This window comes from Acaryochloris marina S15, from assembly GCF_018336915.1.
Taxonomy (GTDB): domain Bacteria; phylum Cyanobacteriota; class Cyanobacteriia; order Thermosynechococcales; family Thermosynechococcaceae; genus Acaryochloris; species Acaryochloris marina_A.
In genome coordinates this window covers 3,063,863-3,088,234 of sequence record NZ_CP064923.1, presented here as the reverse complement: position 1 = coordinate 3,088,234, position 24,372 = coordinate 3,063,863, and the positions used below count along the sequence as shown (strand labels likewise).

Annotated in this window: 20 protein-coding genes; 11 read left to right on the top strand and 9 right to left on the bottom strand. The window is 47.9% G+C overall.

The genetic code is table 11. The features are described from left to right. Positions 1–372: 372 nt before the first annotated feature. Both I1H34_RS14285 and ispG read left to right on the top strand, forming a co-directional pair. Positions 373–999 carry a type IV pilin-like G/H family protein gene (locus I1H34_RS14285; RefSeq protein ID WP_249369239.1) on the top strand — a complete coding sequence of 209 codons (627 nt, stop codon included), beginning with the start codon at positions 373–375 and terminating at the stop codon, positions 997–999. Between the two features lie 189 nt (positions 1,000–1,188). Continuing rightward, the gene (gene ispG / locus I1H34_RS14280) at positions 1,189–2,415 is read left to right on the top strand and encodes a (E)-4-hydroxy-3-methylbut-2-enyl-diphosphate synthase (protein ID WP_212661756.1); all 1,227 of its coding nucleotides are present in this window, start codon (positions 1,189–1,191) and stop codon (positions 2,413–2,415) included. Between the two features lie 20 nt (positions 2,416–2,435). On the opposite strand, the gene I1H34_RS14275 is transcribed toward ispG, so the two are convergent. Further along, positions 2,436–3,977, bottom strand: a complete 1,542-nt coding sequence (locus tag I1H34_RS14275) for a hypothetical protein (RefSeq protein WP_249369237.1) — start codon at positions 3,975–3,977, stop codon at positions 2,436–2,438. Positions 3,978–4,388: 411 nt separating this feature from the next. Between I1H34_RS14275 and I1H34_RS14270 the strand changes: the two genes are divergently transcribed. From I1H34_RS14270 to I1H34_RS14250, 5 genes are all read left to right on the top strand, one after another. Next, entirely contained in the window at positions 4,389–5,132 is a 744-nt protein-coding gene (locus I1H34_RS14270; RefSeq protein ID WP_212661755.1) for a M15 family metallopeptidase, read from the top strand. 5 nt (positions 5,133–5,137) lie between these two features. Continuing rightward, positions 5,138–5,806: a hypothetical protein gene (locus I1H34_RS14265; protein WP_212661754.1), complete on the top strand. Its 669-nt coding sequence runs from the start codon at positions 5,138–5,140 to the stop codon at positions 5,804–5,806. Beyond that, positions 5,806–6,969, top strand: coding sequence for a pyridoxal phosphate-dependent aminotransferase (locus I1H34_RS14260; RefSeq protein WP_212661753.1), 1,164 nt, complete (start codon positions 5,806–5,808; stop codon positions 6,967–6,969). Before I1H34_RS14265 ends, I1H34_RS14260 begins: the two co-directional genes overlap by 1 nt. A gap of 97 nt (positions 6,970–7,066) precedes the next feature. Continuing rightward, positions 7,067–7,297 carry a DUF433 domain-containing protein gene (locus I1H34_RS14255; RefSeq protein ID WP_212661752.1) on the top strand — a complete coding sequence of 77 codons (231 nt, stop codon included), beginning with the start codon at positions 7,067–7,069 and terminating at the stop codon, positions 7,295–7,297. After that, the gene (locus tag I1H34_RS14250; protein WP_212661751.1) at positions 7,294–7,647 is read left to right on the top strand and encodes a DUF5615 family PIN-like protein; all 354 of its coding nucleotides are present in this window, start codon (positions 7,294–7,296) and stop codon (positions 7,645–7,647) included. The genes I1H34_RS14255 and I1H34_RS14250 overlap by 4 nt, the downstream gene beginning before the upstream one ends. Here the strand turns inward: I1H34_RS14250 and I1H34_RS14245 are convergent. Then, entirely contained in the window at positions 7,640–8,011 is a 372-nt protein-coding gene (locus tag I1H34_RS14245) for a Pepco domain-containing protein (RefSeq protein ID WP_212661750.1), read from the bottom strand. The two genes, I1H34_RS14250 and I1H34_RS14245, sit on opposite strands and share 8 nt — an antisense overlap. Before the next feature lie 151 nt (positions 8,012–8,162). Next, a complete protein-coding gene (locus tag I1H34_RS14240; RefSeq protein ID WP_249369235.1) occupies positions 8,163–9,323 on the bottom strand; it encodes a formylglycine-generating enzyme family protein in 1,161 nt (386 codons plus the stop codon). A 184-nt stretch (positions 9,324–9,507) separates the two neighbouring features. On the opposite strand from I1H34_RS14240, the gene I1H34_RS14235 reads away from it, so the two are divergent. Next, positions 9,508–10,749, top strand: a complete 1,242-nt coding sequence (locus tag I1H34_RS14235; protein WP_249369233.1) for an ISAs1 family transposase — start codon at positions 9,508–9,510, stop codon at positions 10,747–10,749. A gap of 11 nt (positions 10,750–10,760) precedes the next feature. Here the strand turns inward: I1H34_RS14235 and I1H34_RS14230 are convergent, their stop codons facing one another. Continuing rightward, a complete protein-coding gene (locus I1H34_RS14230; protein WP_249369231.1) occupies positions 10,761–11,447 on the bottom strand; it encodes a caspase family protein in 687 nt (228 codons plus the stop codon). A 1,271-nt stretch (positions 11,448–12,718) separates the two neighbouring features. Between I1H34_RS14230 and I1H34_RS32205 the strand changes: the two genes are divergently transcribed. Continuing rightward, on the top strand, positions 12,719–13,690 hold the full coding sequence (locus tag I1H34_RS32205; RefSeq protein WP_249369228.1) for a M23 family metallopeptidase: 972 nt from the start codon (positions 12,719–12,721) through the stop codon (positions 13,688–13,690). On the opposite strand, the gene I1H34_RS14220 is transcribed toward I1H34_RS32205, so the two are convergent. Beyond that, complete coding sequence (locus tag I1H34_RS14220) at positions 13,685–14,614, bottom strand: FTR1 family iron permease (protein ID WP_212661749.1); 930 nt, start codon at positions 14,612–14,614, stop codon at positions 13,685–13,687. The genes I1H34_RS32205 and I1H34_RS14220 overlap by 6 nt on opposite strands. Before the next feature lie 477 nt (positions 14,615–15,091). Between I1H34_RS14220 and I1H34_RS14215 the strand changes: the two genes are divergently transcribed. Together I1H34_RS14215 and ppk2 are read left to right on the top strand one after the other, a co-directional pair. After that, positions 15,092–17,266: a glutamine synthetase III family protein gene (locus I1H34_RS14215; RefSeq protein ID WP_212661748.1), complete on the top strand. Its 2,175-nt coding sequence runs from the start codon at positions 15,092–15,094 to the stop codon at positions 17,264–17,266. Between the two features lie 131 nt (positions 17,267–17,397). Beyond that, complete coding sequence (gene ppk2, locus I1H34_RS14210; protein WP_212661747.1) at positions 17,398–18,354, top strand: polyphosphate kinase 2; 957 nt, start codon at positions 17,398–17,400, stop codon at positions 18,352–18,354. A gap of 331 nt (positions 18,355–18,685) precedes the next feature. On the opposite strand, the gene I1H34_RS14205 is transcribed toward ppk2, so the two are convergent. From I1H34_RS14205 to I1H34_RS14190, 4 genes are all read right to left on the bottom strand, one after another. Next, positions 18,686–19,762 (bottom strand): beta-N-acetylglucosaminidase domain-containing protein, encoded by a 1,077-nt coding sequence (locus I1H34_RS14205; RefSeq protein ID WP_212661746.1) that lies wholly within the window; start codon positions 19,760–19,762, stop codon positions 18,686–18,688. 114 nt (positions 19,763–19,876) lie between these two features. Continuing rightward, on the bottom strand, positions 19,877–21,556 hold the full coding sequence (locus I1H34_RS14200) for an alpha-glucosidase (RefSeq protein ID WP_212661745.1): 1,680 nt from the start codon (positions 21,554–21,556) through the stop codon (positions 19,877–19,879). Positions 21,557–21,663: 107 nt separating this feature from the next. Then, a complete protein-coding gene (locus tag I1H34_RS14195) occupies positions 21,664–23,211 on the bottom strand; it encodes a mercuric reductase (RefSeq protein ID WP_212661744.1) in 1,548 nt (515 codons plus the stop codon). Between the two features lie 95 nt (positions 23,212–23,306). Then, positions 23,307–24,365 (bottom strand): glucokinase, encoded by a 1,059-nt coding sequence (locus tag I1H34_RS14190; RefSeq protein WP_212661743.1) that lies wholly within the window; start codon positions 24,363–24,365, stop codon positions 23,307–23,309. Between the last annotated feature and the right edge of the window lie 7 nt (positions 24,366–24,372).

The window sequence follows — 24,372 nt, the reverse complement described above, 5'->3', positions numbered from 1 at the left end:
TCTACGAAAGTAGCGAAGGACAAAACATCAAGCAGAACTTGAGCTTAGGAGTAAAACAAGTTGCTTTTATCCTTCGCTAAATCAGAAGAGAAAACAGTGTTAGCTGCTACAACTTATGAAAACTCAAACTGAATAACTGGTGAAAATAATATCAATCTTTAACAAGAGGATAAACAGTGTTCCGCTGTGGCATTGCCTAGGCCATGTGTTTTGAAGCTGTGTCCTTATTTATCTTTTTGGGGAAGACTCAACTTAGAGAACGACAGATGTAATTTTTCTAAATATTTTAAGACTATGGCTTGGCTTCGAAACAGATATTGGTTATGTGTGATTGCGAGTAGCTTACTGATTAGCTGTTCAGGATCTAAGACCGTGCAGCAATCTCCAAAACCTAATGTAAAGTCTCCGGTGCCTGAGAGTTCGCCGAATTCCCAGTCTCCTCAACCTTCCCCTAAGGTGTCTCCTCAGCCCACCACGGCAGCAAAACCAACCTCTCAAACTAGCCCAGCGGTTCAAAAGCCTGTATCTGCACCTCCTAAAGCCAAGGTGAAGCTCTCACCTGCACCTAAGGTGGAGCTGTCGAAATCAGACAAAAAGCTGGTAAGCAAAGTCCACAAAGAAGTGCAAAAAAAAGGAGCTGTTGCGAAACAAGATTTGGGGCAAACCTATTTGGATAATGTGCTGCAATCGCAACAGGCTGAGAAGTTAGTAACAGGCCGATTCACCACGAATTTGCAGAAATTGGAATCTGATTCCCCCAAAGATAGCGGTGAATTTCAACTGCAGGTTTTAGAGGCCAATGAGAATAAGGCAATCGTGGCTGCGATCGCAAAAAAAAACGGTATCTTCAGCTACACAGGTGCGGTCTATGCTCAAGACGCAAGCATTCCCGTTTCCGCCATTTGCAAATCGAATGAGCCCACTAAAACTCCTCCAGGTACTCCTAAGCTAACAGGCTCTACAATCGTCTGTGCTCAAGGCTCCACAGTAGTTGAATAGGACCGTTCTCTCAGATAGGAAGTCTTCATAGTGGATCAATACTAATCCACTATCCGTGAGGGGGAGCATCCATAAGAGAGCAGGATTCCCTATGAATCGACCGCCACACGGGGATCGATCTATGGCAAGCTAGGGGGTGGAGCGATACTGCTCCTTGAGTTTCCTTATCGTGGCCTTAACCCTTTCACCATGCAGACTTTATCAACCTCTGTCAAAGAAACTGACGAGCAGTCCACCCCAGTCACAACTTCAATTATTCGACGCAAGACTCGCCCTGTTCCCGTTGGGGATGTGATGATTGGTGGAAACCACCCTGTGGTGGTTCAGTCCATGATCAATGAAGACACCCTAGACATTGATGGCTCCGTAGCTGCCATCCGTCGTCTGCATGAGTTGGGCTGTGAAATTGTTCGGGTGACCGTGCCGAGCATGGCCCATGCCAAAGCCCTAGCCACAATCAGGGAAAAATTAACGGCAACCTACCAGACCGTCCCCCTCGTTGCAGATGTGCACCATAACGGCATGAAAATTGCCCTAGAGGTGGCCAAGCATGTTGATAAAGTGCGGATCAACCCGGGCCTGTATGTGTTTGAGAAAGCCAAGGATGATCGGACAGAATTTTCGCAATCCGAATTTGAAGATATTGGCGATAAAATTCGCGAAACCCTGGAGCCTCTCGTGATTTCCTTGCGAGACCAAAACAAGGCCATGCGCATTGGGGTCAACCACGGCTCCCTCGCAGAGCGGATGCTATTCACCTACGGGGATACTCCCGAAGGCATGGTGGAATCAGCACTAGAGTTTATTCGCATCTGCCAGTCCTTAAATTTCAACAATCTCGTCATCTCCATGAAAGCGTCTCGGGTGCCCGTGATGCTAGCTGCCTATCGTCTGATGGCCCAGCGTATGGATGCGCTGGGAATGGATTACCCCCTGCATTTAGGCGTGACGGAAGCTGGGGATGGCGAATATGGACGGATCAAATCTACAGCCGGGATTGCCACCCTGTTGGCAGATGGGATTGGAGATACGCTCCGAGTTTCGCTGACAGAATCTCCTGAAAAAGAAATTCCCGTTTGCTACAGTATTTTGCAAGCCTTGGGCCTTCGCAAAACCATGGTGGAATATGTGGCTTGTCCCTCCTGTGGACGAACTCTTTTCAACTTGGAAGATGTTCTACATCAAGTGCGATCCGCAACGAACCACCTTACAGGTCTAGATATTGCCGTTATGGGCTGTATCGTCAATGGTCCCGGTGAGATGGCTGATGCAGACTACGGCTATGTCGGTAAACAGCCTGGCTACATTTCACTTTATCGGGGTAGAGAAGAAGTGAAAAAGGTACCAGAGACTGAAGGCGTTGAAGAATTAATCAACCTCATCAAATCTGATGGTCGTTGGGTTGATCCTGAATAGTCCTTCACGAAAACGGCTGCCTAAAGCTGAGTCTGTTGTTGCCCCACAAACGTCGCACCTGTATCAAATTTAAATAGATCTCCTGTCCCGCCGTCGAGAATTAAGGTGAGACGGTATTTGCGATCGCTAACCGCATCAAACCGAGAATTCAGTCCCGGAGCCACTTCCTCAGTCCATCCGGCCTGAATGGGTTCAACTTTGCCGGTTTTGCGATTGAGGCGTTGTAACCCCGTGATCTCGCTCTCGCCAAAATCAAACTCGACGGTGAGTTGTTGGCGCGTTTGCTCGATCGAATGTTTCTTACCTGCTAGTCCATTCGTGAGCATAAAATATTGCTGATTGGTGGCTGGACCGTCAAAGCTTTCTCGTAAAGGCTTAAAATACCCCACCAGCACATCGCCATTGCGCCCACCATATAAAGTTCCAAGGTTTTTGACTTCTAGTCGAGTCATATAAGGGTCAGCCTTGGTATCCCAACGAGAGATATCAGGGGCGATTAAATCTGTTAGTGTCGGGGGTCTGGGAATTATTCGCACATCTGTACTGAGTAATCTCACCAAAGTGGGTCCTAAATTGAGGCTTTGCTGGTTGATTTCGGCGATATGCTGGAAGGCTGGCGTGGGTTGTTTACCGAAGGGTTGATTGAAGAATGGAGCGTTTAATTTCCCTCCAACATCACTGGTGCCATTGTAGGTAAAGACATTAAGGAGTTTGAATCCCAGTGTCAGAGCTGCGAATTGTTGCTGGCTCAGTTCGGATTCAGATGGGAAGCGAGTCCATGTCCCTACCCCAGTAGCAGACCCTTTGAAGGTTTGAATCCATAATCCGTAGGGAATGGGGCGACGCCCTGTACCATCATTGCCAGCCAAGGCTAATCGGCGATAGCGGATCATAGCGTAATAAAGCTGAGCGGGACGCCCCCCTTGGTTGCCCAAATCATTCCAAATCCCGTAAGGATAGGTATCTTGCATCAGCAAGTCGGGCTGGATGCGACGCATATAGCGCTGGATAGTTAGGTCACGCGTACTGCCAAAACCACCAAAGCGTTCATCACCATGCTGATTGGTATATAAGAGGGTGTTTGGGAGTAGCGGTCGGTAATGCTTGATCCAGGTTTCCAGTTCTTGAAGTTCACTTTCTTCGCTAATATCTTGTTCGTCTTTATATTGCCAACTGACGAGATTCTTAATTTGCCCTGACTGAAAGAGTCGATCTGGCAGACTTTGGGTCGGATCTTTAGGATTGCCTCGCCACGTGGACCAAGACTTTTTGCCGGCGATCGACTCGGGTAGAGCCAATAGCTCGCCGCCCACATCAAGGGTAGTAAAGTGGCTAGCCTCCCAATTTTGCCAAAGCTCAGAATCATTTTCTTTTCCTTTGGTGGTGAACCCAATGGTCAGCGCGTTCAGCTGCAGCCCCCTTTGGATCAGAATTCGATGCCCTCGATCAAGGGTTTGCAGCTGTTCTGGAGCTGCGATCGCATCCCCGCAACCTGCCACCATCACCCCCAACATCAAACCACAGCTCTTGAGGAGAAATGCCCGTGGGGATAGAGGTTTCAATCTGCCGGGACTGAACCAAAATTTTTTTCGGCAGGAGATTACGATTGGCATATTTCCCATCAGTGAGGTGACCATACGGTATCAAACCACTCCGAATGATACCCAAGAGCGATCGCATCCTCGCACATATTGAGAATCACGCAAAATCTTCAACATCCTACCTTGTGAACCTGCACTTATAGGTTAGGGAACCTATGGTGGCAAAATTCATCAATAAGCTTAGTTTTTGCCCATCATCAAAGAATTTTAAGGCAATCGTAGAATTGGCGGGATAGGGGTGAGGGACTTTATGATAGGAAGACTAAGACGGATCTTCTGGGGGTAACGGCAGATTCGTGATCAAAACGGACCTTTTAGATTAGTCCCTTAGGAAATAATATTAAGATGCTTATCTCTCTTGCTTGAGTCTTTATGTACGACGATATTCCAGAGGCCCGTCGGCAGACCGTTCCACAAACGGCATCTTCACCTGCTCGAGGTAACCCTGCCCTTTTGATTGGCAGCTGCATCGGGCTGTTAGTGATTGCCGTAGGAGCCGCATTTGCAATCGGCTTTTTTAAGCCTGAACCCTCCCAAAGCAAGGTAGAAAATGGACCCAATACATCTCCCACTGGAGGAACAGATACTCCCAGTACTCCAGATACGACCTTAGGGCATTTTTCCTACAAAGTCGCTCCGGAAAACGAATTGCAAGCCATTACAGCAGATAACCGGATTCGTCTACGGTCTGCTGCAGCTCGGGCCTACAAGCAAATGTCCTCAGCGGCAGCAGCAGATGGCGTAAAACTACAGGCATTATCTGGATTTCGGACCGTAGACGATCAAGATTACCTGTTTTTTAAGGTGAAAGAAGAGCGGGCCCAAGGTGCACAGCAGCGAGCTAAAGTCAGTGCTCCCCCCGGACGGAGCGAACATCATACTGGGTATGCCATGGATATTGGCGATGCCACCCAGACAGATGCCCATGTGAATGTCGCTTTTGAGGAGACCCGGGCCTTCGACTGGCTGCAAAAAAATGCACCCCGGTATAGCTTTGAGTTATCCTTCCCAAAAGGGAACTCCCAAGGGGTTAGTTATGAACCCTGGCACTGGCGCTATGTCGGTGACAAAGACAGCTTGGAGACCTTCTACAATGCCCGCAACTTGAAATCTTAACCCCCATGAATCAAACCCCTCTTAATGCGATCGCACTTTTCGTTGCCCTTCTCAGCGGTTCGATTCTGGTGGGCCCCATACTAAACATTGCCCCAGAAATTCCCTTCACCTTTGCCGCTATTGTTCTAGGATTAGCAGTTGCTGATACCTTTGGGTATCAGGGCAAAGGGATGACACTGTTTCTAGATGGGTTTGCCCGATTGTCTCCTCAATATCGCCAGCGGGTCATTCATCACGAAGCCGGACATTTTTTAACAGCTTATTTGCTGGACCTGCCGATTACGGGCTATACCTTAACGGCATGGGAGGCTCTGCAGCAGGGACAAGGCGGACAAGGGGGCGTTTGTATTGAAACGCCTGCCGATTTTTCTGAGACGAGTGCCGCAGAACAAGTCGAACGCTATTGTACGGTTTGGATGGCGGGTGGCGTAGCCGAAGACTTAGTCTACAAAGCCGTAGAAGGGGGCAAGAATGACCTGCAACAGCTTCGTCAAACTTTAAACCGACTGAAGATGAATGTGAAGGTTCATGAGCGCCAGGCGGGGAACCGAGCCCGACAAATGATCCGGGCTAATTGGGATGCTTACGAAGCCCTGGTCCAAGCCATGACTGATCGCAAGTCGGTGGCAGAATGCTGCCAAATTCTAGGGCAACTCTGTACGGCTGCCGTCTGATGATCTGGCCATCGGCTCGTGTTGAAGCGGTTCAGGCTCCCATTATCCCGATTATTGGCGATCTGATTCGCCAGCATCCTGGCACCTTGTCTCTAGGACAGGGGGTGGTTTCTTATGGCCCGCCGCCAGAAGCTCTTGCCCAGGCAGCCACGTTTCACCAAAATCCTGGAGTGCATCTCTATCAATCGGTGCAGGGAATCCCGCTGCTGGTTGATGCGATCGCACAGAAGCTACGGGCTGAAAATCAGTTGAGCTTTAGCCGTGACCAGATTATGGTGACGGCGGGGGGCAATATGGCGTTTATGAATACGGTCCTCGCCATCCTTGATCCAGGAGATCAGGTGATTCTGCAAACGCCGTATTACTTCAACCATGAGATGGCGATTCGGCTCGCTAATGGTCAGCCGGTTTGTATCCCCACGGATCAGCAATATCAACTCCAGCTCGATCAGATTGAAGCAGCGATTACGGATCGGACTCGGGCGATTGTGACGGTTTCTCCGAATAATCCATCTGGGGCAGTGTATTCGGCAGCGGATTTGCAGGTGGTGAATCAGTTGTGTTTGGAGCGCAATCTCTATCACATCAGCGATGAGACCTATGAGTACTTTACCTACGACGAGGTTGAGCATATTTCACCGGGCCGTTTTGACCCTGAGCAAACCCATACAATTTCTCTATTTACCCTCTCGAAGGCCTATGGCTTTGCCAGTTGGCGGATCGGCTATATGGTGATTCCTTGCCATTTGCAAGAGGCACTGCAAAAAATTCAGGATACATTACTGATTTGCCCGCCTGTGGTGTCTCAGTATGCGGCAGTTGGTGCGCTGCAAGTGGGGAAGGGGTATTGTCATCAGCATTTGGCGACCCTTACAGAGAAACGGAATCTGGTGCAGAAGGCACTTCAGCCCCTTGAGAGGGTGTTAGCACCTGCTAGCTCTGGTGCATTTTATGTGTTGATTAAGGTGGATACAGACTTGCCCGATCGGGTTTTAGTAGAGCAGTTGATTCGTAAATATGGGGTGGCAGTGATTCCCGGTAGTGCCTTTGGCATGGAGTCGGGCTGTTATCTGCGGATTGCTTATGGAGCTTTGGATAAAGCTACCCTAGCTGAAGGATTGAATCGATTGGTCAAGGGGTTAAGGGGAATCGGCCTGAATTAAAACCTAATGCTCTGAAACTCGGCAATAGCAACTTGCAAACGGATGGGTAAGAAACATTACTCGCTAAGATAGAGACCAGCAGCTTGCAGATCGTCCTATGAATGCCACTAACCTACTGACTCGCATTACCCAAGTACCGGGCCAGTGTGGGGGGCGTCCTTGTATCCGAGGAATGCGAATTAGAGTCTCCGACATATTGGAAATGTTGGCAGAAAATGTCACCACTGCTGAGATTCTGGATGACTTTCCTGATTTGGAGTTGGCAGATATTCAAGCCTGCTTGCTGTTTGCGGCACGACGGACTGACGTTCCTCAACTGACCGCATGAAGATTTGGGTAGATGCTCAACTTCCACCCACTTTAGCTGAGTGGTTGTCAGCGACCTTTGATGATGTAGAAGCTGCTGCTCTGCGAGATTTGTCCCTAAGAGATGCTCAAGATATTGAAATTTTTGAAGCTGCACGGACTGAAAATGCTGTGATTATGACGAAGGATAGCGATTTCATTGATTTAGTAGATCATTTAGGAACGCCTCCTCAGGTCATATGGCTAACCTGTGGGAATGTCACAAATCGCAGTTTACGGCAATTGCTGATGACTGCTTTACCTAATGCTTTAGAACAGCTAAGACAGGGAGATAGGATTGTGGAAATCAGCAAAACTTTTGAAATTACTTAGGACGGCTAAATTTTAAGGTAATTCCGCCCGTATTCCCCAGCTTACCGCCATTGCCTACGAGACTAAGCTGACCTTCTGCATTAATTTCAACTTTCAGCTCTACTTCATCAAGCTGCATTTTGGTCTGAACTTCTGATTGGATGAATAGCTCATCCACTACCTGCATCATGCTATTCATCTGTTTTCTGAGCAGAGCCACATCCACGGGTACTCGTTTACGAGTCATGGAAATCAACTTTCTTGTTGTCCGATCCACCGTATCGCCAAAACTAGGTCCGGTATAGCCACCGTCGCGACTTCCGGTTTCCGCTGGCACTTCATCCTCAGCTTCTGCTACTACCCAAAGTTCAATTGTGTCTGACATAATAGTCCCCGCTTACATTGTTTGGTTGGACTGAATAACTGCTCGGCAGCTCACCTACGAAGCTATCCAGCCCGGTTTGATTTTTGGATGCCGTTACCCGCATCTCTGGACTAGACCTGGACTCTTCTAGCACACGCCCCATTGATTCCCATCAATCGGTTCTGGTACGGAGAGTACTCGCCGAAACACACACGACACGAAAACCGACATTGCCGTACTGGAAGTCGGGCCCGCCCCTGTAGCGCGTGGCCGAGCGGCAGTACCTCGGATGGTTGCGCCAGGAGCCGCCCCGCAGCAGGTGATAATGATTATCATTTTTGTAAGCAGTCCCATCGGTAGGAGCGTTTTTATAATCCTCATGCCAATAATCCAGACACCATTCCCAAACATTGCCATGCATGTCAAATAACCCAAACGCATTCGCCCCTCCAAACTGAATGACTGGAGTTGTTCGGTGGCGGAATTTCCCATAGGGACCTTGACCATATTTACCGGGGTACGTTTTTCCCTCATATTCCAAATCTTGCCCACGATAATTCGCCAAGTCGGTAGTTAGAGTAGCCCCAAAATGGAAAGGGGTTTCAGTACCCGCACGACAGGCATATTCCCACTCGGCTTCAGTCGGCAACCGATAGTCTCGGCCAGAATGTCGGGACAGGCGTTCACAAAATTCAGCCGCCTGATACCAAGACACCTTCTCTACGGGTAAAGTCTCTCCTTTGAAATTGGAACAATCTGGATCCAAATCAACCTTGACTTTGCTCAGTCCCGCAATAGCTTCCCACTGCTGTTGCGTTACCGGATATTGCCCCATCCAAAAAGAGGGAACCGATACCTGATGCCTAGGGTATTCATCATCATCGGCACCCTCTTCATTCTTCTGAGCACCCATCCAAAACTTCCCCTGGGGAATGCGAACCAGAGATAGGGGGACTTCTCCCGGCAACATTACCAAGCTTTGTTCTGCCTGTTGCTCTTGCTGCTCAATCACCTCGCCTTGGGCATTCACCTTGACTACCGTAAACGTCACCCTTGAGGGTTGAGGATCAGACGGTTCGCTATCAGCCAGATTGTCTTTGGGGGCTGACGAGAGGTTAACCCCAGGTTCTCGGGAAGAGTCATCAGCCCGAGGAGTTAACGTCTCTGGACTTGGAGTCGGTGTTGGTCTGGGAGACTGGCCCGTCGCTCGTTTGACCGCAATCCGCTGCAAGCCCTTAATTGCTTGAGTGTCTGCCTGAGAAGCTGCTAACACCCGAGTCCACAGATGCTCAGCCCCATCCAAATCATTCTCTGTTTCAAGCTTCCAGGGCATCAATTTTCATCGCTGCCACATCTTGGAGCGTAGCTTGCCCCGGCAGCAAAATAAAGTGCAGCTTCGACTCAGGTTCTATCCGTGTATAGGGCGTCTGAGAGGGCTTGTTGTACCGCAGGGGCAGCGCAAGAAAAATGAAGCTGTAATATGCTATGGAACTCCATTCTGTTAAAAGGGTTTCCCCATGGCTACAGGATTCAGCAAGCCTCCTTCCTCACCAGCTTCCACTGACTCATCCTCGTCACTCCTGCCTGCCAGTGATTGCGATCAGGCTTATCAACAATTGTCCGAGTGTTTTGAAGATTTGCCTGATCCACGTGGAGGCCAAGGTGTCCAGCATCCGTTTGTCAGCATCGTCGTGATTGGACTATTGGCAAGTTTAGGTGGCGCACAAGGGTGGGAAGACATTGAAACCTATGGTCTAAGCCATCAAGATTGGTTGTCGAGTTTTCTGAGGCTACCGTCCGGGATACCGACAGCAGACACCTATCGACGAGTGTTTGAGCGTATTTGCCCCACCGCTTTTGAGCGGAGTTTCAATCACTGGTTGGATCAGGTAGTGACAACCCTCGGCGCTCAAGTGATACCGATTGACGGCAAACAACTCAGAGGTTCCTATGATCGCAATCAAGACCAATCCGCATTGCATCTGGTCAGTGCTTGGGCCAGTGAGTATCGGTTATTTCTAGGACAGGTCAAAGTTGCAGACAAGAGTAACGAAATTACCGCTATTCCAGCACTGCTAGAGCTATTAGACATTGCCGGGTGCATTATTACCATTGATGCAATGGGAACTCAGCACGAGATTGCCCGCCACATTCAAGCTAAAGAGGCTGACTATGTGCTGGCCCTCAAGGAGAATCATCCCACGCTGTTTGAGCAGGTTGAGCAATGGTTTGAAACGGCTGAAGCGAATGAGTTTAAGTGCATTGAGCACAGCTATGATGCGCGTGTGGAAGCAGGGCACCATCGTCGCGAGAAACGACAAGTTTGGGCCGTGTCCCTTCAACAGATGGGTCCTCTGTACAAGCAGGCGCAGTGGAAGGGCTTGCAAACCATCGTCAAGGTCGCTCGGACCCGACATCTGTGGAACAAAACCACCTATGAGGTGATGTTTTATATCAGTTCTCTACCGCCAAATGCTCAGCAGTTGGGCAAAGCCATCCGCCAGCATTGGTCGATTGAGAACCAACTCCACTGGGTCTTAGACGTGACCTTTGGCGAAGATGCTAGCCGCATTCGCACAGGACATGCGCCGGAAAACATGGCCATCCTGAGACGCTGGAGCATCAACCTTCTCAATCAAGAAACGTCCTTTAAGAAAAGTACCCGTCAAAAACTAAAACGGGCGAGCATGGATGAAGCGTATATGCTCAAAGTTCTAGGCGCTTCTCTTCCTTTACAGTCTAGCCTTTCAGAGGCTTGATTTTCTTGCGCTTACCCTGTGTTGTACCGATGATTAACCTCGGGCACCTTCGCCCTTAGATATTGGCTCAAGCGTTCCACCGTCGCGCAATTTCCCGCTCCCTGGATCTGAAGTCCGGCTAGCAAAGTATGGGTAAACGCCCCTTGCTCTATCTCCTCAATTTCATAGGACAGCTCATTAGGGCTACAGGCAAACAGCGTAATAATCCCTTTCTGCTGTTGACGACCCACCCCTTCACCGCCATCGCGATCATCCTCTCCGCGGCAGGCATCAATCATCAAAATGACATTATCCGCCCCACTGCGCCGCAGTCGCTCAGCAACATAATCAATGGCAATACCCATCTGTTCAACACGGCGGGGATTGCCATCAATCGGCATCAAATAATCTCGTCCCTTGTGGCGTTTGCCATGTCCAGCAAAGAAAAACCACAGATTATCTCCCGGTTCTAGGAATGGACGTTCAAAGCGAACATGAAAAAAATTATCTAAATTGCCAACCGTCGGTTTTGCTGCAAGAGGTGGGCTATCTGCATAGCGGACGGGCTCTGCTCCATCAGCAAATAGATCCACCTTATCGAAGTGCAAGGTCTCCTGAAAAAATTGACACACCGCCTCTGCATCCTTACGGGCAAATTTCAGCGGACGCATATTTTGATAATCGTTAATACCAATGGCAATTGCCCAGTTTTTACCCATTACCTAGCAGAACTTCCAACTGTTCTCTAATGTCGCATATATTTCTAACTGATTTCTTGCCCAAGCAACATCAAGCAGCTTGTCTGACAACATCTATAGAAGAATCATTCAAAATTATAGAAGGCCCCAAACCGGGCCTTTAACTAGCCAAACTCATCCAAACCCCATTTCTTGACTGTTTAACTCAAGGAGAAGATAAGTATTCATCTTTTGGTGAGGAAAACACCGTTAGGAATGAAAATTGATTAATACCGAGATTTCTGCCGTCTCTTTTGACAACATCAGCTTTTGCAATCGCCCCCTAAATCCCCCATCCTGGGGGACTTTGAGCCTAGCTATAGGCTAATGAATCTAGACAGTGAGATCTCTAGAGTTGTTGAGGTTCAACTCTGTCACAGATCCTGTGTGGGTCGAGCAGACAAGTCCCCCACCAGTGGGGGATTTAGGGGGCCATCAGTGGTGTTAAGGCTGTGGAGGATAGGAGGTAGAGCCGTGTTCAACTATATTTTCCGGTGTTATTTAAGTTCGTTATCCTTATCTGATTTCTGAGCATCGCCACATCCACCAGCACTCGCTTCGACCATCGTTTCTCAGCAACTCTCTCTTCCCCATCGCAAAAAGCAAGCCCAGTATAAAGAGTATCGCGACTTCCGGCATCAACCTTCAATTCAGACTCTTTTTCGGCTACCACCTAACCTTCAATGATGCCAGGCATATTTTCCCTTGCCCATAGTATTTAGAGACAACATTCTTTGCATTCAGAATGGCTAATGAAGTAATTTATATTTCTCAGATTTTAATAGCATTAATGATTTTTAAAATGCTTTCGTCTTCCAAGGCAAAGCCTTTCCTTCTCCCGCAAACAGGGCAATAAAAGCAAAGATAATTTGGCTACAAAGCTTTCTCTGTAAGTAATTTAGCTCTCTACCTCTCTAAATATATTATTCCAAGGGAGAGAATTTTGAAGCTGGTTGTACTTCTCCCCCTATCTCCAAGTTCTTAAGAATGGGACAGGGATAAGATAAATGGCAATCGCTTATCAACTGAGGAATCAACAAAAAAACAGAGCGTTATTTTATTCCTATAAAGCTTCAATTGGCTGCCTCAGGCAAGTCTAGAAACAATAAAAAATGATTAACATTTTCTAATATAAAAACAATCAATCAATACTTGAAGAATAAATTTTATTTGCATAAATGTATTCAATGCTACTACATTATTATCTTGATCAATTTTAGAGTTGGGCAGCCTAACCAGTGTGTTCAAGTATTATGTCTGATGAGAAGATTCCTTGCTGGGTAAGAGAATTTTCCTCTTTAACCTCTATATTCAATCCCATTATTCCTCACTTAAATAAGCTTAGAAATCAGAATTATTTAGAAGATATTTTTCCAGAAAATCATTTTTCTCGCCTAAAAAAAGGGAAAAATGGATTTAAAGCTGATTATTATCAATATTTCTATAAATTATTTAGCAATAAGCAGAATTGGTGGGATTTCCCTTTAGAACACCACCGAACACAACAGATTCTAAATCGTCTCCCCAAGGGCATTAAGCAAACGGCCACTCTGGTCAGCTTGTCATTGGTGTGTGGATTTGGAACGGGCTGCTCATCATTGGCATCTCGACCTGCTCCTGCCATCGGTGGTGCTTTTCCTGATCCTCCCTCCATGCCCAGATTTATTCCCAGGCGATTGGGGATAAAGCAGTGGTTTGATAATCGTCAAGGAACACATCCCCTAACTGATCTGCCCAGTACAGCTATGAAAGGGTATTGTCATCCTCTTCAGGGCAAAGGGTTTCTCAGCCAGGGGACCCGAGGCAGCACCCATCAAGGCCGGATGAAATATGCCTATGATTTTGGCGTTCCCATTGGTATGCCTGTTTATGCCATGCAGGGTGGGCGAGTGATTGGTGTGCGAGATAAATATCCCGACAAAGGGGGAAGACGTAGAAATGCGGAGAAGTTTAACTTTATCTGGCTAGAGCATAGTAATGGTGTCCGTTCTGCCTACATTCATTTACAGCAGAACTTTAAAAGAAAAATCCCAATCAAGTTGAATGATTGGGTTAGGACTGGAGACCTGATTGGCTTTAGCGGCAATTCTGGCTGGAGTTCGGCCCCTCACTTGCATGTCGAGGTGCATAGCATCAGTGATTCTGGCTTCGGCCAAACTTTGCCTTTTGAAATAGCCTCTAAATGCTACAACAGCCCTTTTGCCAGCGTTCGTCAGTCTTCATAATGCGGTGGTCTTAGAAGGGATTGGGGTTACAGCTTGAGGCTGCAGACTTCTGAGATACAGGGTTCCTACTGAGAATAGGAAGGTACCATAAGCAACGGCTTGCCCCAAGTAGATATGATCGCGGTAGCCCAATAGGGCCTTAAACAGCAATCCAGGAAATTGTTGATCGGATAGGACTTTGCTGGTATCCCACAGTTGGGGGCCAAGCAGACAAGAGTCTTGGGCAAAACAAAGATTCGTGGGGGAGATGGCCATTTGCTCCCAAGCATAGGCGGCGGCGTCCAGGTTCTTGCAAACGGAGACGACCAATCCCGAGACAATCAGTAGCAAGAAGATACCCATGATCTGAAAAAAGCGGCGGATATTAATTCTGACCCCGAATTTGAATAGACCAAATCCGATGCCAGTGGCTCCGATCAAGCCTGCGATCGCACCCACGCTACCTGCTGTTCCTTGCTGCAAATTCGTAAAGATAAACAGGACCGTTTCAAATCCTTCTCGCAGAACAGCAATCAAAACCAACATAAATACGCCCCATCCCGCCGATTTGCCATTCTTTTGCAAAGCTGAAATCAACGACCCCTCTATTTCTGACTTAAGGGAACGCGCTTGTTGAGTCATCCAGATCAACATCCAGCTCAACATCACAATGGCCGTTAGGCACAAGCCACTTTTCAGCAATGGCTCAATGATCGGTTCAAAAGTGGCGTTACTCACCGTCACCCAGGTCAGCGTCCAGTTTAAGAGAAAGCCTGTGAGTACACTCCCCACTAAACCCGCCAAAATTCCCAGGTAAACCCAGGTATTGAGATAGCTTTTTCCCGATTTTTGCAAGCAAGCCAGGACAATCCCCACCACGAGAGCTGCTTCGACGCCTTCTCGGAGGGTGATCACAAAGGTGGGTAATGCAGCAGAAATATCCATAAAGTTCAGTTTAAGAGTGAATATTTAGTTGAGAGTCATTCTTAATAAGTTCTAGTCTAGCAAGTCACTTGCTCTAGGGAGAACTAAATTTATTTAGAGAAAACGGTATAAAACCAGATGTTCTGTAGTTTGGAACACAGCAGTGGTTTAGATTACATGTCAGTAATGAAATCAATTCAGGTCTAGGCTTGGATTACTCCAACTTCAGTGGCGTTACTGAATTTACCAACTCAGCGTGTTGAGAACGATAGGTTAACTTTTATTAATGCTATTTTTCTATTGATACCAGGGTCTTTTTTTTGATTTAAGTAGCGCCATTATTCCTTCTCCGAAGGAGTTCCAAAGGTTTTACCCACTGGTCTCATCTACCCTATAGAAGGTGAGAGAAAGAGTCGATTGTCAATTTGGTATCGATTCTATCTATTTTGAGGAATAAATTTGCGTACCATCAGGAGGTTCGAGTCCTGAGGAATCACTATGAGTGGAAATGAAGCCCGAGTCCTAGCTGTTCACCAAATTACCAATCGGGAATTGATGCCACCCAAGCCTCCTGAATCCCTAGAGAAAATTTGGGCTGAGAACGTCTTCAATCTAAGTAAAATGCAGGCGAGCCTACCGAAAGCCGTCTTCAAATCGATTAAAAAGACCATTACCACGGGTGAAAAGCTTGACCCGTCTGTGGCAGATGCAGTGGCAACGGCCATGAGAGACTGGGCCCTCGCCAAAGGGGCGTTGTACTATGCCCACGTCTTCTATCCCATGACTAACCAGACAGCAGAAAAGCATGATGGCTTTATCTCCGTCCAAGGGGATGGCACCGTTATTACAGAATTCTCTGGCAAAGTGCTCGTCCAGGGAGAACCCGACGGGTCTTCCTTCCCTAATGGTGGCATTCGCGACACCTTTGAAGCTCGGGGCTATACGGGCTGGGATGTCACCAGTCCCGCCTACATTATGGAAACGGACTATGGCGCTACCCTTTGTATTCCCACCGTATTTGTCTCCTGGACTGGAGAAGCCTTAGACAAGAAAGTTCCTCTGTTGCGATCCATTGCTGCCATGGACAAAGCGGCCAACAAAGTACTGAAGCTTTTGGGCCATGCGGATGTGGCTCAGGTCAACTCTAGCTGTGGTGCCGAGCAAGAATATTTCCTGATCGATTCCAACTTTGCTAGCCAGAGACCTGATTTGATGCTAGCGGGACGCACCTTATTCGGCAAAGCTCCGGCTAAAGGCCAGGAATTTGATGATCATTATTTTGGTGCCATTCCAGAACGAGTTCAGGTTTATATGCAGGATGTGGAGGAAACCCTCTATAAACTCGGCATTCCCGCCAAAACCCGTCATAACGAAGTGGCTCCCGGACAATTTGAAATTGCTCCCTTCTTTGAAGCTGCCAATGTGGCCAGCGATCATCAGCAGTTGATTATGACGGTCCTCAAGCATACGGCTAAGAAGCATGGGTTTATTTGCTTGCTCCACGAAAAGCCCTTTGCAGGGATTAACGGGTCGGGCAAACATGTGAACTGGTCTGTGGGCAACGCCACCCAAGGCAACCTGCTAGATCCAGGCGACTCTCCCAAGGAGAATGCCCAATTCCTGATCTTCTGTGGCGCGGTGATTCGAGGCGTTCATAAATATGGTCCTTTGATGCGGGCTGCGATCGCAACCGCTAGCAACGACCACCGCCTGGGTGCAAATGAAGCTCCCCCAGCAATTATGTCTGTTTACCTAGGCACTCAGCTAGAAGAAGTCTTTGAGCAAATCAAAAATGGCTCAGGAACCGATTCTAAGCACAAAGGGGTAATGGATTTAGGCATCGATGTCCTGCCTCCTTTGACGAAAGATCCAGGTGATCGCAACCGGACCTCTCCTTTCGCCTTTACGGGAAATCGATTTGAATTTCGAGCCGTCGGATCTAGCCAATCCGTCTCCGGTCCCTTGATTGTCCTCAATACCATGTTGGCTGACTCCCTAGCATGGATCGGCAATCGTCTAGAAAGTGAGTTGTCGAAGGGACTCGAACTGAGTACAGCCATCTTGACGGTACTCAAAGAAGTCATGGAAGCCCATGGTGCAGTCGTATTTGGCGGCAATGGCTATTCCGACGAATGGCACAAAATGGCTGTCGAAGAACGGGGGTTAGCCAACTTACCCACCACTGCTGATGCCTTACCCTATCTCAAAGCAGAATTCATCGAAGACCTCTTCCAGAAAACGGGTGTCTTAACCCCCGTTGAGTTGGAAAGTCGCTTTGAAGTCTATGCGGAGCAGTACATTCTCTCCATTGAGGTAGAGGCGAAGCTAGTCGCTAATATGGCCAAAACCATTATTTACCCAGCGGCAGTTGAGTACTTATCCAAGCTGTCCTCGACCATCTCTAGCTTGGCCACTCTAAACATCGATTGTAATAAGGACAGTGCTAAGACCATTGCTGAACTCACCAATTCGATGTCGGCTGTCACTAGCAAGTTGACTGCAGCAGCAGAAACCCATGACTTTAGTTCGACAGAAGAGCATATGATGTATTGCGCCAAAACAATTCGCCCCCTCATGGACGAGGTGCGCTCCTATGCAGATGCGTTAGAAGGTGAAATTGCAGATAGTTTCTGGCCCTTGCCCACCTATCAAGAAATGTTATTCATTAAGTAACGGCATTAGCGAATAACCATCTGAAACTCACTTGAAGCATTTTAAGTGAGTTTCTTGATTTAAACCACTCTGCCCAAAAGCTAGGGCTAGTATAGATGTAGGGTGTTATCCAATCTAGAAGGATTTGAGTCATGACATCTAAAAAGAAGCAAGATACTTCCTCTGATACCCCACCCAAAAAGGCTGAGGCCAAACAGAATACCCCACCTAAATCCAAGAAGAAAAAGAAAGCCAGCAAACAACCGAAAGCGAGCCTTAAATCTTCAGAACGCAGAGTGTTTCACCATATTTCAGAAGCAGAAGGCAGCTCCAAACTCTCCAAAAAGAAATACGAGAAAGAGCTAGCCCGGCTCCAACTCGAACTGGTCAAAATGCAGTACTGGGTCAAACATACAGGCACTCGAATCGTGATGTTGTTTGAAGGCCGAGATGCGGCAGGCAAAGGCGGCACCATTAAACGCATGACTGAACCCCTCAATCCTCGCGGCTGTCGAGTAGTAGCCTTGGGTACCCCCAGCGATCGCGAAAAGACAGAATGGTATTTTCAGCGCTATGTTGCCCACCTCCCTGCAGCCGGAGAGATTGTTTGTTTCGATCGCAGTTGGTATAACCGGGCTGGAGTCGAACATGTGATGGGGTTTTGCACCGAAGAGCAGTATGAGGAATTCCTGCAAACCTGCCCTGAGTTTGAGCAGATGTTGGTTCGATCCGGCATCATTTTGCTGAAGTACTGGTTTTCCGTTAGTGATGAAGAGCAAGAGCGGCGCTTTCAGGCCCGGACAACGGATCCAGCTCGCCGCTGGAAGTTGAGTCCAATGGATCTAGAGTCTCGCGATCGCTGGGCTGAATATTCTCAGGCCAAAGACAATATGTTCGCCTACACGAATATTCCTGAAGCGCCCTGGTTTACAGTGGAAGCGGACGACAAGAAACGAGCTCGTCTTAACTGCATTAGCCACTTTTTGAGTAAGATTCCCTATGAAGATATGACGCCCGATCCGATGGAACTACCACCCCGGAAAAAAGCACCTAGTGATTATGTACGCCCCCCGTTAAACGAACAGTTTTTTGTTCCCCAGCTCTACTGATGGCATTATGGTGAGCATCGTCAAACTAAGGGCGTTGCTTAACCATGACAACTGCTGATATTCTATTTCCAAAAACCAGCCTATCTACCACCATTTTTCCTGGGATGGGGGAATTTAACGAGCCTCAAATCTGAGGCCCCAGCTTACAAGACACGCTGCATAATCAACTCTCCATCCTCGTCTTTTTCAACTGTGTGGGCAAAGCCCATCTTTTCATAGAAAGCTCCTGGCGACCTCTCTCCAAGAACACAGCTGGACGTAAGCCTTCTGTTGGGTAATCAGGAGTTAAATGTAGAAATCAGCTTACAGAGGAAATCCAAAGCTTTGATAATCACATTGTTAGACAGTCCGTGGAGAACGGATAGTTACCTTGCAACCAACTCACGATTTCTTGAGAGAATTCAGTACCTATAGGTTGGTATTTGGCAATTAACTCTGCTTTTCGCATTGGCCCCATCTGCTCCAAACCCTGTTCTGTCAATAAGCTGAGATCATCAATCAGCATATTAGCCAAGTCTGGACTACATAGTGATTGAGCTGCTTCCTGCATCGCCTGCTGAGGACAATATTGCTCTTGTTGCAGATAACTCAGGTGCAGGGTCCGCAACGGAATTTGAGAAAGGTAAGCCTGATTCATGGGATTAACCGCATGTCCTGAGATCCACTCCGCCATTTGAAAGGGCCGATCTTCAAAAGCACTGAGATGCAGATAGTTACACATATTGGCACTATCATTGACCGGATAGTTATCCCAAATAAAGGGTTTTCTCCCCAGCTTCTGACTGACCTCCTGTAGGTGTTCGAGAGGATAGCTGTTCGAGCAAATCTCTGGCCCTGTCCAGAAAATATGCAATTGTGGATCGATTAATTTTCCCAGGGTCTCCAAATAGTCATCGGGGCGTTCTCCAAACAATTGATCCAGAATCCGACTGCTACTGTAGTAGGTCGGGCACATGATAAAAGTTTTTGCCGTACTCAGTTCAGTAATCCGATGGGTGATTTCGGCTTGGATATGGGCAATGCGATCGCAATCTCCTCGCATATCATCAAATAAAATTGCCAGAATATCCGGTTGAAGTTGATTGAGATACCGAATTTTGGCAGTTAACTGCTGAATCGTCTGTTGATCGTAATTGAAGAAGATTTCATATAGATTAATGCCGATTCCCCAAGCTATACCGGCTTGGCGATACCGTTCTCCTAGCCGTTTCAGTTCTACATAGGTAGTCTCCGGCCAACAGTCCTGCCACCGGATGCGCAAATAGGGATCTGCTTTGGGAGCATAGATATAAAACTGATACCCATTTTTCTTGAGGAAATTGGCGTAATCTAACCGAGCTTGCCAGGTCCAAGGCTTACCAAAAAAGCCTTCAATGACGCCATATCCCCACGATTGATGCATGGTCATATTTTTTGCCTAGCCAACCGTATCTTTACCCTTTACTCGATTCATGCAACAAAGCCGTTGTGTGGCACTAATTCTGGAAAACGGAACAATAATTCTGGAGTACACATCTCAACTTTATGCTTTCCTCAAAACATCTATTTCGAAGGATTGCAAATTCTCGGGGAGAGTCACGGTTTTACCAGAGTCCCATTTATTAGAAGCTAAAACAGTCCAGTCCTCTTGGACAATGGGTTCATCTAACTCTAGGGGTTTCTCATAGGCAAAATTGATCAAGATTAGCACCTGCTCAGAGTTTGTCTCTCGCAGATAGGCCATATGTTCGTAAGGGTAATGAATGAGAGTCCGCCAAGTGCCAAACTTGAGAGCCTCACTTTGTGCCCGCACATAGAGCAACTTACGATAAAAGTTCAAGATCGACTCATTGTCTTTTAAGGTGGTCTCTACATTGATTTCCGGGTAGTTGGCATGAACGGGTAGCCAGGGCGCGACCTCTTTACCAAAGCTAAATCCAGCATTGGCCGAAGCATCCCATTGCATTGGGGTGCGAGAGCCATCTCGATTGGGAGGCAGCTCTCCCGTTGGACTAGCTACTATCGCCTGATCGCGCTGTAGTTCGGGGGGGATATCTTGGTTGTCAACCATGCCAATTTCTTGGCCATAGTAAAGCACAGGCGTTCCCCGCACCGTTAAGAGTAGGGTAGCAGCGGCCTTGGCAATTTCCGTGGGATTGGTGCACAAGGCACATTCAATCCAACGGGACAAATGGCGAGGTAAATCATGGTTATCCAGAAAATAGGTGGGCCAAGCCCCAGCTGGGGTAATCCGCTCTTTCTTCTCGATCTCCCGTTGTAAATAGCCGGGATACCAAGGGCTGAATGGGAATTCAAAGGCAAAGGGGAGATGCAGTTCATCATTGTTGACCCCATAAAAGCTATTGGAGTCATACAAACGGCTGTCGATAAAAGTCTCCCCGATCAAGACCCGGTCTTCGTACTCGTCCATGAGGGCGCGAATTTCCCGGATAATTCCATGATTGTCGGGCAGATCTTTGTCGTAGAGGTGATCTTGGTTATAGTAAGCATTCTTGTCGGTTGCCCCAAATTTGACGGGGTTATCTCGATAATATTGGTCCTTGCTATACACACTAGAGGCATCTAATCGAAAGCCGTCAATGCCCATATCTAGCCAGTAGCGCAGCATGTCATAAATGGCTGCCTTGACCTCGGGGTTGCGCCAATTTAAGTCAGGTTGGTTTTCGTTGAAAACATGAAAGTAATATTGCTGGCGATCTTCATTAAGCGTCCACCCGGTTCCCCCAAAATAGGACAGCCAGTTATTAGGAAGTCCTTCTTTGTAGCCAGGATCTTGCCAGAGGTACCAATCGCTTTTGGGATTGTCCTGGCTAGCACTGGATTCAATAAACCAGGGATGCTGATTGGAAGTATGGTTGAGCACCATATCCATAATCACCCGAATCCCTCGGATATGGCATTGCTCTATCAGTTCTTGGAATTCTGCTAAGGTGCCGAAGGTAGGGCAAATATCGCGATAGTCGCTGATATCGTAGCCGTTATCCACCATTGGTGACTGATTGACCGGAGACAGCCATATGGCATCAATGCCTAAGTCAGTCGTATTATCGGGATCTCCATCGTTTAGGTAGTCTAGCCGTTGAATAATTCCCCGTAAATCCCCGATGCCATCCCCGTTCCCATCGGCAAAGGTGAGGGGGTAGATCTGATAAATGACTCCCCCTTGCCACCACTTGTGATTGGCATCTATTGCTGCGGGCATGAAGCTCTTCCTTGATATAAATAACAACACCCAAACTTACAGTCAGGCAATACCTGACTGTAAGTTTGCGCCAAAAAATTTCAGAGTGATTGAGAGACTTTCCAACCCTAGGAGAGTTTGGTTAACAGTCCCAAGAACTTAATGGTTCTGGCTGTTAGTAAAGTTCGACGGTAAGCATCTGCAGCCTGTTTAATGGCAGATGCCTGGGTGGGATAGGGGTGGATGACGCTTGCCATACTTCCCAATCCCACTTTGCCAATCATGGCCGTTGTAATTTCACTGATCATTTCACCAGCATGACGGGCAACGATGGTGGCTCCGATGATTTTGTCCGATCCCTTGGCCAGATGAATTTTGACGAAACCTTCTTCTTCCCCATCCGCGAGGGCTCGATCCACATCATCAAACAGGATCTTAATAGTGTTGACATCCATGCCCTGATCCTGGGCTTCCCCTTCATACAAGCCGACATGGGCAATTTCAGGATCCGTGAACGTCACCCAGGGCATGACCAGATCGCTGAGTTTGTACTTACCAATGCCAAAGGGGGAAAATAAGGTATTTTTGAGGACGATGCGGGCAGCAGCATCGGCAGCATGGGTAAATTTCCAGTTCATGCAGATATCCCCAGCTGCATAAATTTTAGGATTTGTGGTTTGAAGGTGATCGTTGACGGCAACGCCTTTGCGGCTATCATACTCAACCCCAACAGCTTCGAGATTTAATCCATCGACATTGGGAGCACGACCTGCACCGGCCAATATTTCATCGACGACAATGGATTCTGCTCGGCCATCGCAAATGAAGTGAATCACTTTCCCTGCGGGAGTTTGTTCAACTCGCCTCATTTGGCAGCCTAACACCAGCTTAATGCCTTCTTTGAGAAAGGCTTGCTGCACAATATCTGCGGCATCGGCATCTTCTTTATTCAAGAGATGGGAGCCTCTGTGGAAGAGCACCACTTGACTGCCTAAGCGGTGAAAGGACTGGGCGAGTTCACAGCCAATGGGTCCACCCCCAATCACGGCAAGGCGCTTCGGTAGTTCCGTTAGGGAGAAAACCGTTTCGTTGGTGAGATACCCGACTTCCTCAATCCCTTCAATTCGGGGTCTGACGGCCCTTGCACCTGTGGTAATCACGGCCTTTTTAAACCGGAGGGTTTTCCCATCTACGGATACTGTATTGGGACCTGTAAATTTGCCCTCTCCCAAATACATATCTACACCAGACTTAGCGGCAGCAGCAGCAGAGTCCACGGGACTAATGCGAGCACGAACCTGACGCATCCGCTCCATGACTACTTGAAAGTCGATATCTATCTGGGCTGGCGGATGAATCCCATAGGGCTCAGAGTCCCGCATATCAGCGGCGACTCGGGCGGATCGGATCAGGCACTTGGAGGGCACGCAACCTACATTCAAGCAATCTCCGCCCATCAAGTGCTTTTCGATTAAGGCGACCTTCAGGCCGACGCCTAGACCTGCTGCGCCCTTTGCAGTGACTAAACCCGCTGTTCCCGATCCAATCACAACCAGGTCATAACATTCAACTGGGGTAGGATTCACCCAATCTGGAGGATGAACGTTATTGATGAGCTTGCGATTATGAACATCCATGGGGGGGATGTTCACACCAGAAAAAGAAGATTGTGTCATGGATTGCGAAAACTCCTCAGGATTAAATAGGTATAGAAACGAAAAACTCTTTCCCAGACCAGTCAAAATCAACGCAACCATTATGCAGATAAATTCTAAGAATCTGCTGAGAGCTGGGCTGCGTAGATGGCGGAACCCATTAGCCCTACTTTGGGATTGAGCACGACATGAATCGGAACTTTATGGAGGAGAGGACTCACTCGTCCCTTAGTCTGAAATGCTTTGAGGAATGCCCCTGTCTGAAGTAAGGGCAAAATTTTAGCTGCTACGCCCCCAGCAATGTACAGCCCTCCATAGGGTAGAAGCTTTAATGCTAAATTTCCAGCTTCAGCCCCATAGGCTTCGACAAAGAGGGCCAAGGTTTTTTGACAGAGGGGATCTGTGCTCTGCAATGCGGCTTGTGCGATCGCAGCTGCCGGATCAACTAAATGATCGGGTTGATCCCCTCTTTGCTCCCAAGCTTGAAAGACCTGGGCCATCTCAGATGACTCTGGATGCTGACCTAAACTCCGCAGAAATCGATAGACCGAGACAATCCCTGTGCCAGACACGACCCGTTCCACAGAAACCCGTTCTAGCTTCATATTCTCTCGCAAGAAATCAAGGAGTTGAAACTCAATAGGCGTGCGGGGGGCAAAATCTGCATGGCCTCCTTCACTGGGAAAGACATGATAGCCTTTAGCATCTGGTATCAGGAATCCTTCCCCTAAGCCAGTACCGGCGCCAATGACGGCAATGGGTGCTTTTGGGTTTGCAGGTGCAGCCTGCAGCGTCGCAATGTCTTGCTTTTCTAAGCCCAAAATGCCATATCCCACTGAAGCAAAGTCATTGATCAAGGCAACATGATTGATACCAAATTCCGACTCCAGACGACGAGCATTCAAAGACCAAGATAAGTTAGTGAGCTCTGAGGTGTCATCGATGACAGGGCCAGCAATGCCAAAACAGGCTGCTTGGGTTGTAGTTCCTGCCTCGGATTGGGCCAGAAACTGCTCAATCATAGGGCTTAAGTCTGAAAAGTCCTGACTTGGGTAAGTCTGTTCAGATAGCGTTGTCAGTTGGGGAATAGAGTGTTGGGAAAGCGATGGTTCTGCTTTGACTAGGCGCAGAATGGTTTTAGTGCCTCCAATATCCCCAGCAAGAATGGTTTGCATAGTCTCC